A 13929-nucleotide genomic window follows, 5' to 3' on the forward strand; every position below is an offset into this window, starting at 1 on the left:
TCTTTTCTCCTATTGTTATAAGTCGACATATTTTAGCTTAGTTTAGTCTTTTTGACTGTTTTCTTCTTCTAGGGTGACATTGTCATTACTAACAGGTTCAACTACTTGTCCTTCAGGTTCGTAGTTGTGTGCTTCTAATTCAGCGGCATCCATAACCATTTCTTCTTGCACCATTTCTTCATCTATACGTGGATCTAAAGCAACCACAAGAGGCGAGCTGGTTAAGCTACTTGGCATATGCATATGTTGTACTGCATCGCTCTTAGCAATAGGTGCAGGAACAGCTTGTGAACGCGCAGTTAATACAATTAATAGAGAGGCGGCTGCAAAGAATGCAAAGAGCATATTAGGCCCAAAGTAAGTCATTAATAAGCCTGCTGAAATAGGGCCAATACTGGCACCGAGTCCAAATACAGCAAGCAAGACAGCGGTTAAAGATACGCGGCGACGAGGTGCTATATGGTCATTGGCAAAGGCAATAGCTAAAGGGTAAACACTAAATAAGAAGGCACAGGTTGCAGCACCTATAGCAAATACAATCCATTCATTAAGGTCAGTAAGTACCGCAAGGGGAATAGCACAGAGAATTAACCCAGCGCCTACTGCACGAATAACTTTTGGGCGTTGAAAGTGATCAGAGAACCAGCCCATGGGCCATTGAATAAATACCCCAGCAACAATGCAGGTAGCAACAAATAACCCAATGTGCGTTGTGTTAAATCCTAGCTGCTTCGCGTAAAAAGGTGCGAGTCCATAAAAAGAACCTTCCATCATGCCTGATAGAAAACTAGTAATCATAGCTACTTTGGCGTGTTTGAAATAATACAAGGGAGCAAGGCGAGCAGGCTTTAACGGATTAGGATGCAGGCGCTTGGTCAGTGCTACAGGCACTAAACACATGGAATAACACATAGCGACCAAAAGCAGTAGTTTGCTGCCTAACTCAGGAAAACTAGCTAATACTAGCTGCCCTAAAACTAGCCCCATATAGGCCGCCATCATATAGCCTGAAAAAATAATACCGCGGTTTTCGGTACTTGATTGCTCATTTAGCCAGCTTTCAATCACCATATACATACACATAGTGCTTAATCCAACCAGAAAGCGCAGCAATAACCACATGCTGAGCTGCTCAGTTAAACCATGGCACATAATAGCCGCAGTAACAAAACCAGCACAGGCAACAAATGCACGAATATGACCAACTCGGGCAATCAGCTTATGCCCTAATTTACCGCCTAGAACCAAACCAAGGTAAAACGACGTCATTAGCGCACCAACCCAGAATCCATTGGCATGCTGTGCAATATAGAGGCCTAAAAATGTACTTAATAGGCCTGAGCCCAACATCAAGAGTAAGGTTGAAAAGTACAGTGAACGGAAGTCTTTCCAAAGTTCCATGGTGGTTCCAGCAAGGGTTAAAACAAAATCTAACGTCAAAAATACTTATAAAAGAACAAGAAGAACGTTATAGAGGATAGGTTGATATGTACAGGGTAAAGATAAAGGCTAAAAAGATAACCTTTAAATGTAAAGGTTATCTTTAGCAAAATAATAAGAAGATATGACGTGGTTTTAACTATTTAAGCGTGTTGCAAGCTCGGCACTTAACTTTGCACTAATAGTGTAAATGCTAAGTTGAGGGTTGGCGCCAATACTTGTGGGAAAGATGGAGCCATCGTGAATGGAGAGGTTTTCAAGGTAATGATGCTGCCCAGTGCTATTAATTAAACCTTTATTTGTATCTTCACTCATGCTACAGCCGCCCATAACATGAGCACTGCCTAAGCGTACACGGAAGCGGCGCATGTCTAGATTAGAAATCATATCAATAGCCGCTTTTTCAGTAGTGACTTTATGCGCATCAGCATGTAGTGGTAGAACAAAGTTGGCTCCAGCAGCTAGCTGGATCTGTGCCATGCTAATAAAAGCACGGCGTAAACCATTCCAAATATAGTCATTAAGAGGATAATCAACGCTAGGCATGCCATCACTGAGTAGGCTGACAGTACCTCCAGTGCTTTGCGGGTGAAAACCATCACGTAATAACGACAGCATGGTATTACTACGTGGCAAGTCTCGCATAAGAGCAGCCTGTTGCTCACCAAAGCCAGTGAGTAGTGAGGCAGCAAATGAAGGCTGCATGGGTGGAACTTCTAACTTATAGGACATCTGCCCCGTGACGCCATCACTCCACTGAAATTGATCAGTATACGTCGTTTGAGGAGCACCATAAAAAGGTAGGATATCGTGTTTAAACTGGGCCCATGAAAAATTAACCAGGTGCAAGAATGTGCGTTTTCCACACAGTTTTTTCGGGTCGGGCGCTTTAGAACGTAATAAAATACCAGGCGTATTAATAGCACCACCAGCTAGAACAAAGTGTTTAGCTTTAATATAGAATTTCTGTTGACTTGGCTTATTCCCTACAGCATCTATTGCACGGCATTCGAGTCTCTGTACCCGCTGGTTTTTCCATTCTAGTTTAAAAGCGCAGGTACTATAAATAAGCTGGCCATTTTTCTGTAACAAGCTAGGAATTGTTGTAACTAGCATGGATTGCTTAGCGTTAAGCGGGCAACCCATACCACAATAACCTAAATTGCCACAGCCTTTTACATTGCGCGCAATATGTTGCCAATGCCAGCCTTTGGCAGCACAGCCTTTGCTTAATACTTCATTGTTCGGGTTAGGTGGAAAGGGTGATGGGGCAATGTTTAAGCGTTGCTCACGGTTTTCAAACCAAGGTTGCAGCTCTTGGCTAGAAAGCCCTTTAACTTGCCATTCTTGTGCCCAGTGTTGGAGTGTAGGCTCAGGTGTGCGAAAACTAGATGTCCAGTTAATTAAGGTTGAGCCCCCTACTGCACGGCCTTGCAAAATACTGATAGCGCCATCGGTAGAGGTTCTTCCTAAGCCTTCTTGGTACAATTCTGTATAAGCTGTATGTTCAAGCATTTTAAAGTCTTTACTAGTGCGTAAAGGACCTTCTTCTATTAGTATCACTTGAAAGCCTGCTTGCGCCAGAATTTCAGCAGTAGTTGCGCCGCCAGCACCACTACCTACAATGACAATATCTGTTTCTATGGTGCTATTTTCAGCGATTTCAGCGCCTGCTTTGACATTCCACCCCTGATCAACACCTTCTTGAAATATATCCCTAATAGCCATTTTATTATCCTTGTAATTTTGGAGGTCCTGGATAGCCGCAATGAGCCCATGAGCTAGGGCTGGAGTAGCGTGTAAGCGCAAATAACTGACACATTGAACTGTGCCCCATACGTAGTAGAGGGACTGGGTGATGTTCTAAACGGGACAAGGCTATTATTAAATCTTCCTCAGAAGCAGCGTTCCATGAGCGCCACATGCCAGTCACAGCTGTACGGGCAACAGTGACTGCCATGGCATCTAAGAGTTGAAATAATAAGCCTTGTTTGTTTGGAGATAAGTTAGTTAGCTTATAGTCTAAATCTTGTAAAAAATCCTGTACTTGCTCTTTTGTAATGAGCTTCTGAGCGCCAAAAGAGCCTGCTAATAAAACAGGAGTAATGGCTTGTAAAAAGGGTAAGTCAGCCTTGCGTAATATTTTAAAACCAGTCATTAATTCGCTTGCAGGCCACTCGTAGAGAACCCAACTTCCAATGCCAGCGCCGCCAATAGCTGCAACAGTTAAACTTAGTTTTAAAAAGCCACGGCGGTTAGGGGTAGATAATGTAGAGGATGTCATTGTAATTATTACCTCAGTGCTTTGTAGTTAACGAATAAATAGGCGGTATAGCATTTTTAAAATGAGTCCTCCATAGGGTGGGTAGATGATTTTGGCGCCATTAAAACGCTTTTTGCTAAAGATAGGTTTAGCTTTGCTAAAGGTTAAAAATCCCTCATGCCCATGGTAGTGCCCCATGCCAGAGCCTCCTACGCCGCCAAAGGGAAGATCCTCCTGCGCTACATGGGATAAGGTGTCATTAATACAAACACCGCCTGCAAGTGTTTGTTTGAGCACATAGTCTTGCTGTGTTTTTTGATAGCCAAAGTAATAGAGCGCTAAGGGTTTTGGGCGCTCTTGAATATAGTTAAGTGCTTGCTCCAGACTGTTGTAGGGGAGAATAGGCAAGAGAGGGCCAAAAATCTCATCTTGCATAACACGCATGTCATCAGTGACTTGTAAAATTAGATGAAGTGGTAGGCGCCTGTCTTCTTTTTCATTTTGACCTAGCGGAATAACTACTGCGCCTTTGCTGGTAGCATCATCTAGATAATCGTGTAAGCGTGCCAAATGGCGGTCATTAATAATACTAGTGTAGTCAGGGTTATCAGTAACAGATGGAAATAAGCTTGAAAAGGTAATTTTGGCTTGCGTAATAAACTCTTCTACGCGCGAGCTAGGCACTAACACATAGTCAGGTGCAACACAGGTTTGCCCAGCGTTCATGGTTTTACCAAATAGCAAGCGTTGCATTATTTCCGGCATGGGCATGTCATGTCCAATAATGACAGGTGACTTGCCACCTAGCTCTAAGGTAACAGGTGTTAAATTCTCTGCGGCAGCGCGCATGACATGGTGGCCAACAGCGGTTGATCCGGTAAATAGAAGATGGGCAAAGGGTAGGGTGGAAAACTCAGCCGCTAAGTTGGCATCACCTGTTTCTACGCGTATTAAATCGGCTGGGAAATATTGTTCAATAAGGGTTTTGAATAAGCCTGAAAAGCTGGGTGTGTATTCGCTCATTTTGAGCATCACACGATTACCCGCAGCTAATGCGCAAGCTAAGGGGCCAATGGCTAAAAATAAGGGGTAGTTCCACGGCACTATAATGCCAACAACCCCTAAAGGTTGATACATTACTTTGGCTTTGGCAGGTTGAAAAGCTAAACCTACATTACGCTTTTGTGGTTTCATCCAGCGTTTTAGATTTTTTTTACAGTAATGTATGTTTTGCACAGAGGGCATTAACTCTGCTAATAGGGTTTCATCAGCTGATCTATTACCAAAGTCATCATTAATAGCTGTAATAATGGCATCTTGATTATCTATAAGCAGTTTGCGTAGGTTATCTAACCAAAACTGGCGCAGTTTTAGTGTTGGCATGCGTTCTTGCTGAAAGCCGTCTTGTAGCTGGTTAAAAGGCACAATCAAAGATGTTGTGCAAGAATGAGTCGCGTAGGTCATTGTTCTATGCTCTTATTAGTCCCCTTATTGAATTGTTGTAGAGTAAAAATAGCAGTATGGCAAACCAACAATGGCGTTTTGCTATCATTTAAGACTAAATAATAGAATTTTAGCGCTGATCTTGAGTTTAGATAGCGGTCTAAAATCGCACTTATTAACAAATTTATTTGAATTTTTAATCCTACGCTGCGTCAATGCTCAGGCTTAGGTATACTACTGAGCTTTATGTAAGCTTTTACTAACGGGTAATTTTTGTGAGCCAGACAACACCTGCCATGCGCACTTTTCAGGATTTGATTCTCGCCTTGCAGAGCTTCTGGGCTGAGCAGGGTTGTATTGTATTGCAACCTTACGATATGGAAGTGGGTGCAGGCACCTTCCATACTGCAACATTTTTACGTGCTATAGGGCCAGAAAAGTGGAATGCTGCTTATGTGCAGCCTTCACGTCGTCCTACCGATGGTCGCTATGGAGAAAACCCAAACCGTTTGCAGCATTACTACCAGTTTCAAGTAGTACTCAAGCCTAATCCAGACAATATCCAAGATTTATATTTAGAGTCTTTACGTCGTATTGGCATTGATACCAATGTGCATGACGTGCGTTTTGTGGAGGATAACTGGGAATCACCCACACTAGGTGCTTGGGGTTTAGGCTGGGAAGTATGGCTTAATGGTATGGAAGTAACCCAGTTTACTTACTTCCAGCAAGTCGGTGGTGTTGAGTGCTACCCTGTAACAGGTGAAATTACCTATGGTTTAGAGCGTCTTGCTATGTATTTGCAAGGTGTTGATTCTGTTTATGACTTAGTGTGGACCGATGGCCCTTTTGGCAAAGTAACCTATGGCGATGTGTTTCATCAAAATGAAGTAGAGCAGTCTACCTATAACTTTGAACATGCCAATGTTGAAAAGCTGTTTGAATTGTTTGATTTCTACGAAAGTGAAGCCAATCGTTTGATTGCGCTAGAACTGCCTTTGCCGACTTATGAAATGGTCTTAAAAGCTTCTCATACCTTTAATTTACTTGACGCTCGTCGTGCTATCTCAGTAACCGAGCGGCAACGTTATATCTTGCGCGTGCGTGCTTTGGCACGTTCAGTCGCACAAAGTTATTTACAAGCGCGAGCTAAGTTAGGTTTTCCTATGGCAGATGCCGCTTTGCGTGATGAAGTATTAGCTAAACTGGAGGCAGCAGAATGAGTGCTCAAGACTTTCTCGTGGAATTGGGTACGGAAGAACTGCCACCAAAAGCCCTTAAAAATTTAGGTAAAGCTTTTTTAGAAGGCGTTAGTAAGGGCCTTAAAGAAGCAGGCTTAGCCTATAGCAGTGCGCGTTTTTATGCAGCACCACGTCGTTTAGCTGTACTGGTTGAGCAACTAGAAACGCATCAAGCAGATCGTGATACTGTTATGGATGGTCCGCCAGTTAATATGGCATACGATGAGCAGGGTCAACCAACTCAAGCCGCATTAGGCTTTGCCCGTAAATGTGGCGTTGAGCTCAGTGAGATTGATAAGTCAGGTCCAAAACTGCGTTACGTACAACAAGTTAAGGGTCAACCTGCGACTGAGTTATTACCTAGCATTGTCAACAATGCTTTAATGGGCCTACCTGTTCCAAAACGTATGCGCTGGGGTGCACGCCGTGAAGAGTTTGTACGTCCAACACAATGGCTAGTTATGTTGCTTGGTAATGATATTGTCGACTGCGAAATCTTAACGCAAAAGGCAGGACGTACCAGTCGCGGGCATCGTTTCCACTATAACTATGATGTAGAAATCACAGCACCTAAAGACTACGCACGTATTTTAAAAGCAGCCCATGTCATAGTTGATTTTGATGAGCGTCGAGCCTTAATTGCCCAAGGTGTAGAGCGTTTAGCAAAAGAGCAAAATGGTACAGCCATTGCACCTGCTTCATTGCTGGAAGAAGTCACTGCTTTAGTGGAGTGGCCAGTTCCGCTGGTATGTTCATTTGAGGAGCGTTTCTTAGCTGTACCACAAGAAGCGCTCATCATCACTATGCAAGACAATCAAAAATACTTTTGCTTGTTAGATGAGCATGGCAAATTACTACCGCGTTTTATTACTGTAGCGAATATTGAAAGTACAGATCCTACTCAGATTATTTTAGGCAATGAAAAAGTAGTACGCCCACGTTTAACAGATGCGGAATTCTTCTTTCTTCAAGACCAAAAACAACCATTAGATAGCTTTAATGAGCGTTTGAAAAATGTAGTCTTCCAAGCCCAATTGGGCACTGTGTATGACAAAGCAGAGCGCGTATCTAAATTAGCGGCCTTTATTGCGGAAAAAATTGGCAGTGATACACAACAAGCGGCGCGTGCTGGTTTGTTATCTAAGTGTGATTTAGCGACTGAAATGGTCAGTGAGTTCCCTGAAATGCAGGGTGTTGCAGGCTATTACTATGCTAAAGCAGCTAATGAACCTGGTGATGTTGCCGTGGCACTCAATGAACAATATATGCCCCGTGGTGCTGGCGCTGAGTTACCTAGCACAGCTACAGGTGCAGCGGTTGCCATTGCAGATAAGTTAGATACTTTAGTTGGTATTTTTGGTATTGGCATGCTGCCAACAGGTAGCAAGGATCCTTATGCTTTGCGTCGTGCTGCTTTAGGCGTACTGCGTATTCTAATGGAAAAAAATTACGAGCTAGATTTACACTTGGCAGTGGCTTGTGCTGTATCACTTTATGGTGATAAGGTCAAAGCAGAAGGCTTAGCAGAGCAAGTACATGAGTTTATTTATGACCGCTTGCGCGCACGTTATGAAGATGAAGGCGTTGATATTAGCGTGTATCAAGCCGTACGTGCACTATCGCCAAAATCACCACTGGATTTTGACCAACGCGTCAAAGCAGTGCAGGCTTTCCGTCAGCTACCCGAAGCTGCTGCATTGGCTGCTGCTAATAAGCGTGTAACTAATTTGTTAGGCAAGTCAGACAGCGATGCTAATCATCTGAAGATTGAAGCACGTTACTTTGATAACCCAGCAGAGTTTCGTCTTAACTCGGCTATTCAGCAAGCGGAGCAAGCAACACAGCCACTGCGTGAAGCTCATGACTACACCGCCGTATTAGAACGTTTAGCCAGCTTAAAAGAGCCTGTAGATAATTTCTTTGATGCGGTATTAGTTAATGTGGAAGAGCCAGATGTACGCGCAAACCGTCATGCGTTGTTAGCGCACTTGCGTGCATTATTCCTTGCTGTTGCTGATATTTCGTTGCTGGATTAATAGATAATAGATCGATAAGCCGCAGACTAAGTATACTTAGCTGCGGTTTTTCTGTCTTAGGATGCTTATGAAGTTACTGATTCTTGACCGAGACGGTGTGATTAACCAAGATTCTGATGATTATGTAAAATCATTGGATGAATGGATCCCTATAGATGGCAGTATTGCAGCCATTGCACGGCTTAGCCAAGCAGGATGGACGGTTGCTGTAGCGACTAATCAATCAGGATTGGCGCGTGGTTATTACTCAGAACAAACACTTGTACAAATGCATGAACATATGCATCAATTAGTAGCACAACAAGGCGGCGAGCTAGGCTTAGTTGTATATTGTCCTCATGGACCAGAAGCAGGCTGTAAATGCCGTAAACCATTACCAGGATTATTACAGCAAATAGCCCAACATTATGCTGCTGAGCTAGAAGGAGTCTGGTTTGTTGGGGATAGCCTGCGTGACCTAGAGGCAGCGCTAGCCGTCAATGCTCAGCCAGTCTTAGTACGCACTGGCAAAGGGCAAAAGACAGCGGCAAAACCTCTGCCAGAAGGCACATTGATTTTTACTGATTTAGCAGAAGTTGCTGATCAACTTTTAAGCTAGGAAGGAAGTATGTCGGTAATCCGAGGGTTACGCGTTATATTATTTTATATATTATTTGCGCTAAGTGCGGTGCTGTGGTTTCCACTGTGCATTCTGATTTCCCCCCTGTTAACTTTCGAGCAACGTTACCGTCTTATTTGCACCTGGTGGTGCGCTGCGGTAATGTGGTTATGCAAAGTGATTCTTGGTATAAAATATACAGTCACAGGGCGTGAAAATATCCCTGATGAGCGCTGTGTGGTGTTGGCAAAACACCAAAGCACATGGGAAACTTTTAATTTTTGCTATCTGTTTGCACCTGTTAGCCAAGTACTGAAAAAAGAACTCACCTATATCCCCTTTGCAGGCTGGGCGTTGAGTGTACTTAAACCAATTGCAATTGATCGTTCAAGCCCAAAGCAAGCTTTAAAGCAAGTAGCAAAACTGGGCGCTGAACGCCTTGCAGATAATAACTGGGTGTTAATTTTCCCAGAAGGCACACGTGTATTACCAGGGCAAATTGGTAAATTTTCGCGAGGTGGCGCTTCACTGGCAGTTAACGCAGGATTACCTGTATTGCCAATTGCACATAACGCTGGTCGTTTTTGGCCGCGTCATGGTTGGGGGAAAAAATCGGGCACTATTGATGTGCGTATTGGCCCTTTAATGTATCCACAAGGCGAAGGTTCAGAAGCCTCTGCTGAGCTGACACAGCGCGCCTTTATGTGGATTGCTCAAGCCCAATATGATATGGGTGATCTTGACGAAGAAGTAGCGCGTTCGCTTGGCCTGGTACTGAGAACAGAAGCACAGGTTATCGCTACTGAGGCACAAACTAATATTTCAGGCTAAACAGGGCTAATGAGCGAGGTTTTTAGCAACAGCTTATAGCCGTATAATCGCGCAACGAGTTGTGTAGCTGATTATTTAGATACTTCTTATTTTCTATCACTACCAAAATAGAGGTCGCTATTTTGGTAGTAGTTATTGTCTGCGCTAAGTTTCGCCAGTGCTGTTTTGGCCAAGTTCACAGTAGATAAGCGTGCGCAAAATAGCGGTTATTTGTCTAGTTGCATACTAGTAGTGTTAGATATTGTATGGTTATCACTTTATAACTAGGGCATACATAGAATGCAAACTATAAAAAAACAGCTATTAATTGTGATGCATGCTCCCTCAAATAATACACAACGTCTGTTGCATGCTTTACACACAGGTGCTTGTGACCCAGCAATTATTAATCTTCATGTAGTCTGTAAATCGCCACTGCAAGCCACCGCCGAGGATGTGATGCAGGCTGATGGTATTATCTTAGCAACGCCAGAAAACTTAGGTTACATGAGTGGGGCGCTTAAGGATTTTTTTGATCGCATTTATTATCCTGTGCTAGAAAACAAGCAAGGCTTACCTTGCGCAGTTTTAATTCGAGCAGGGCATGATGGTACAGGCACCCAGCGAGCCCTTGAAAGTATATTAACTGGGCTGCGTTGGTCGTTAACTCAGCCAATACTAGTGTGCCGTGGTGAATGGAAAGATGCATTTTTAGACCAAGCAGAGGAACTCGGTTGTTTAATGGCAGCAGGATTAGAAGCCGGAATTTTTTGATAAATTTTGAAAAACAGTTAGCTTGCTAATCATTATTTTTTTACACTACTCTAAATTTTTTAATCACTTAACAAGAGGAATGGCATGAGTAAACGAGTATGGATTACTGTGCTTATTATCATTATGGCAATTTCCTTAGCCATTCTCTTTCGCGCCAATAGCCATAAAATTTTATTACAAGGTGAAGTGGACGCACCTGAAGTGATAGTAACCTCCAAAGCCAAAGGCCGTGTGATGCAAGGCCATGTTCAGCGTGGAGATGATGTGCAACAGGGGCAGTTATTAATCACCTTTGACAGCCCAGAATTGCTAGCACAAATGGCGGCGCGCGAGGCTGCACGTGATAAAGCAAAAGCTGTTTTAGATGAGTCTATTAAAGGTACGCGTGAAGAAACAATACGCAGCGTGCAAGCGCAGTTAGCACAAGCTCAGGCTGTGTTGCAAGATGCTGAAAATGAATTTAAGCGTATTAGCACCTTAAGTGCTCAGGGCTATTTATCCAAATCGGCTTTAGACTCGGCGCGTAAAGCGCGTGACACAGCGTTACAGCAAGTGAAAGCAGCGCAAGCCAATGTGGATATGGCAAATACGGGTGATCGTGAAGAACAGCGTCGCGCCTATGAAGCGGCCTTTCGTCAAGCAGAACAAGCAGTAGAGGAGTTTGCAGAACAAACCAACGATCTGCTGCTAAAAGCACCTATTACTGGAGAAATCAGTGCGCTACCTGCAGAGGAAGGCATGTTGATGAATGCAGGTACTCCACTATTGAGCATCATACGCTTAGATCAAGCTTATTTTGTGTTTAATCTGCGTGAAGACATTTTAGTTGGGGTGCGTAAAGGTGATACTGTGAGCATTAGAGTGCCTGCGTTAAAAGATCAACAGATAGAGGCTCAGGTACGTTATATTGCTCCACTGGGCGCTTTTGCAACCAAACGAGCAACCCGTGCTACAGGTGATTTTGACTTAAAAACTTTTGAAGTCCATTTGTACCCCTTACAGCCAGTAGAAGGTCTACGTCCTGGTATGAGCGCACTGTGGCCATGGGAAGATTAAAAGCCATTTGGCGCTGTTTTGATCGCTCCTGTACATTAGAAGCGCAAGAAGCATTTAAAGATCCAGCCATTCACTGGTTATGCTGGATTTTTCCGCTGATTCTATTTGTTATTATTGGTGCCAATTTCTCTGAAGGCACCATGCTGGATTTACCTGTTGCCGTGGTTGATGCTGATAAGTCTGAGCTTTCTAGGCAGCTTATTCGTGATTTAGAAGCAGGTTCGCATGCGCAGATAGTGCCTTATGCTGATCTTGAAATTAGCTTGAAACGTTTGCGTAGTGCAGAAGACTACGCCGTCTTATATATCCCCCATCGATTTCAGCAAGATGTCTTAGCTGGCAAGCGTCCATCGGTTCAAATGTATTATAACGCACTGTTTTATGGTGCTGGTCTATATTCGACACAAGACTTTCAAACACTAATAACCCAGTTGAATGCGCAATATCGAGCGCTGTTAGTGCCTATGCTACAAAGTGAAAGTCCTATGCCGCCTCTAGCAAAAATTACAGTCAATTACGATAGCTTATTTAATGCTGGTGGAAATTTTATTTATTATCAGCAATTTACAGCCATTATTCACTTGCTTCAGCTGTTTGTTGTGACCTGTATGATTTACGTATTAGACAAGCGTAAAAGTTTATTGCGCGCACGCCCTTTTGGTGTTGCAGTGATTGGTAAACTAGCACCCTATACGTTTGTTTTTAGCACATTATTGCTGGCACAAATTGCCATTATGGTCTTTGTATTTGATGCCAAAGTAGCAGGTAATCCCTTATATATGCTGCCTGTTAGTTTCTTTTATGTGATAGCAGCTCAATGTATTGGCGTGCTGTTATTTACCTTTACTCCCAACAATATTACAGCTTATAGCTTAGTAGGTATTTGCGTTAGTATTGCCATGTCATTTTCAGGCATGACAGTACCAGAGTTGTCTATGCCATTGTTCGCCCGCATGATTGCTGAATTGCAACCATTAACCCATGCACTTAACGCCATGTTTGATATTTTCTTGCGCAATGTTACCGGCAGTAGCATTGCAGCGGTTTGTGCAGTATTAATGATTTATCCAACGGTTACGTGGTTTCTTGTCCGTAAACGACTACTCAAGCGTTATCACCTAGAAGGTGTGTTATGAGTGAGTTCTGGAGTGCCTTTAAACGCGTACTATTGATGTTGCTGGATCGCCCTTTATGGTTAATGCTATTAGTCAGCTTACTAATTACTAGTACGGTTTTTATCAAGCAAGGTGTGTGGGATTTACCTGTAGCCGTGGTAGATCAAGATCATACACGCTTTAGCCGTGAACTCGTGCGCAGCCTAGATGCTACGCCAAAAATAGCTATGCACTCCTATAGTAGTTTAAATGAAGCCAAGAGCGATTTAGCCGCGCGGAAAATCTTTGCCATTGTCATTTTACCTAAGAATTTATATGACTACGCTTTACGTGGCGAGGCAATGACTATTCCTATTTATGGCGATGCGACAAGTCGCTTATCAAGTGGGCAGATTCAGCTAGATATTATGCAAACCTATGCCCAGCTGATTAATCAATTTAATGTAGAGCGCTTGCAAGGTGCAGGTTGGAGTGCTGAACAGGCGCAAGTTGTAGCTAGTCCAATGCAAGGACAGTTAGTGGACTTGTTTAATCCAGGCATTAACTTTGCAGCTATTGTGTTTCCTGGGTTATTAGTCATGTTAGTGCAACATACGTTATTAATTGCCAGTATTCGTGTGCGTATTACCTTGCATAATCTACCAACAGGACGGCCCTCTTTTAAAGTGTATCTCGGTAGTGTAAGTGCACTGCTTCCCATTTGGATGTTTCTTTCTATCGTATTATTTGTTTTGTGGCCTTGGGTACTGAGTTATCGACAAACCGCACCCATTTGGGAAATACTCGTGCTGACCTTACCTTTCTTAGTCGCAGTGCTTGCCTTAGGTAAGTTTCTCAGTGAGTGCTTAGTTAAAATTGAGTACATGTACTTAACTTTGTCATTGGTAACAACCCCAGTATTTTATCTATCAGGCACTATTTGGCCGTTACAGTCGATGCCTGATTGGGTACGCTTTATCTCGCAGTTATTACCATCTACTTGGGCGACGAAAATGATTGCAGGGGTAAATCAAATGGGCATTAGCATCTATGACATTGGCTATGACGTGGTGATGCTCTTAGTGCTAGCTTTATTTTATTTAGCGCTGGCGTTTGTGATTGCACGTTTTAAAGTCTATTACCGTGCACGACGCTTAATGACTTAAAGCTAATC

Annotated in this window: 12 protein-coding genes; 8 read left to right on the forward strand and 4 right to left on the reverse strand. The window is 43.2% G+C overall.

Going from position 1 to position 13929, the window contains the following annotated elements:
• Positions 1 to 42: 42 nt before the first annotated feature.
• The 4 genes from VQ643_RS03135 to VQ643_RS03150 all read right to left on the reverse strand — a co-directional run bounded on the left by VQ643_RS03135 (position 43) and on the right by VQ643_RS03150 (position 5167).
• Complete coding sequence (locus tag VQ643_RS03135; protein WP_414197813.1) at positions 43 to 1401, reverse strand: MFS transporter; 1359 nt, start codon at positions 1399 to 1401, stop codon at positions 43 to 45.
• 174 nt (positions 1402 to 1575) lie between these two features.
• Positions 1576 to 3168 (reverse strand): GMC family oxidoreductase N-terminal domain-containing protein, encoded by a 1593-nt coding sequence (locus VQ643_RS03140; protein ID WP_414197814.1) that lies wholly within the window; start codon positions 3166 to 3168, stop codon positions 1576 to 1578.
• 4 nt (positions 3169 to 3172) lie between these two features.
• Complete coding sequence (locus VQ643_RS03145) at positions 3173 to 3724, reverse strand: twin-arginine translocation pathway signal protein (protein ID WP_414197815.1); 552 nt, start codon at positions 3722 to 3724, stop codon at positions 3173 to 3175.
• A gap of 27 nt (positions 3725 to 3751) precedes the next feature.
• The gene (locus VQ643_RS03150) at positions 3752 to 5167 is read right to left on the reverse strand and encodes a coniferyl aldehyde dehydrogenase (protein WP_414197816.1); all 1416 of its coding nucleotides are present in this window, start codon (positions 5165 to 5167) and stop codon (positions 3752 to 3754) included.
• A gap of 254 nt (positions 5168 to 5421) precedes the next feature.
• On the opposite strand from VQ643_RS03150, the gene glyQ reads away from it, so the two are divergent.
• The 8 genes from glyQ to VQ643_RS03190 all read left to right on the forward strand — a co-directional run bounded on the left by glyQ (position 5422) and on the right by VQ643_RS03190 (position 13921).
• Positions 5422 to 6369: a glycine--tRNA ligase subunit alpha gene (gene glyQ / locus VQ643_RS03155; RefSeq protein WP_414197817.1), complete on the forward strand. Its 948-nt coding sequence runs from the start codon at positions 5422 to 5424 to the stop codon at positions 6367 to 6369.
• The gene (glyS, locus tag VQ643_RS03160) at positions 6366 to 8423 is read left to right on the forward strand and encodes a glycine--tRNA ligase subunit beta (RefSeq protein WP_414197818.1); all 2058 of its coding nucleotides are present in this window, start codon (positions 6366 to 6368) and stop codon (positions 8421 to 8423) included. The genes glyQ and glyS overlap by 4 nt, the downstream gene beginning before the upstream one ends.
• Positions 8424 to 8490: 67 nt before the next feature.
• Positions 8491 to 9021 carry a D-glycero-beta-D-manno-heptose 1,7-bisphosphate 7-phosphatase gene (gene gmhB, locus VQ643_RS03165; protein WP_414197819.1) on the forward strand — a complete coding sequence of 177 codons (531 nt, stop codon included), beginning with the start codon at positions 8491 to 8493 and terminating at the stop codon, positions 9019 to 9021.
• A 9-nt stretch (positions 9022 to 9030) separates the two neighbouring features.
• Positions 9031 to 9852: a lysophospholipid acyltransferase family protein gene (locus tag VQ643_RS03170; protein ID WP_414197820.1), complete on the forward strand. Its 822-nt coding sequence runs from the start codon at positions 9031 to 9033 to the stop codon at positions 9850 to 9852.
• 279 nt (positions 9853 to 10131) lie between these two features.
• Positions 10132 to 10605, forward strand: coding sequence for a flavodoxin family protein (locus VQ643_RS03175; protein ID WP_414197821.1), 474 nt, complete (start codon positions 10132 to 10134; stop codon positions 10603 to 10605).
• Positions 10606 to 10689: 84 nt separating this feature from the next.
• Positions 10690 to 11661 (forward strand): HlyD family secretion protein, encoded by a 972-nt coding sequence (locus VQ643_RS03180; protein ID WP_414197822.1) that lies wholly within the window; start codon positions 10690 to 10692, stop codon positions 11659 to 11661.
• Complete coding sequence (locus tag VQ643_RS03185; protein WP_414197823.1) at positions 11649 to 12797, forward strand: ABC transporter permease; 1149 nt, start codon at positions 11649 to 11651, stop codon at positions 12795 to 12797. Before VQ643_RS03180 ends, VQ643_RS03185 begins: the two co-directional genes overlap by 13 nt.
• The gene (locus VQ643_RS03190; RefSeq protein ID WP_414197824.1) at positions 12794 to 13921 is read left to right on the forward strand and encodes an ABC transporter permease; all 1128 of its coding nucleotides are present in this window, start codon (positions 12794 to 12796) and stop codon (positions 13919 to 13921) included. Before VQ643_RS03185 ends, VQ643_RS03190 begins: the two co-directional genes overlap by 4 nt.
• Positions 13922 to 13929 lie beyond the last annotated feature (8 nt).

Source organism: Pseudomonas sp. F1_0610, from assembly GCF_047470865.1.
Classification (GTDB): Bacteria; Pseudomonadota; Gammaproteobacteria; order Pseudomonadales; family Pseudomonadaceae; genus JAZDRH01.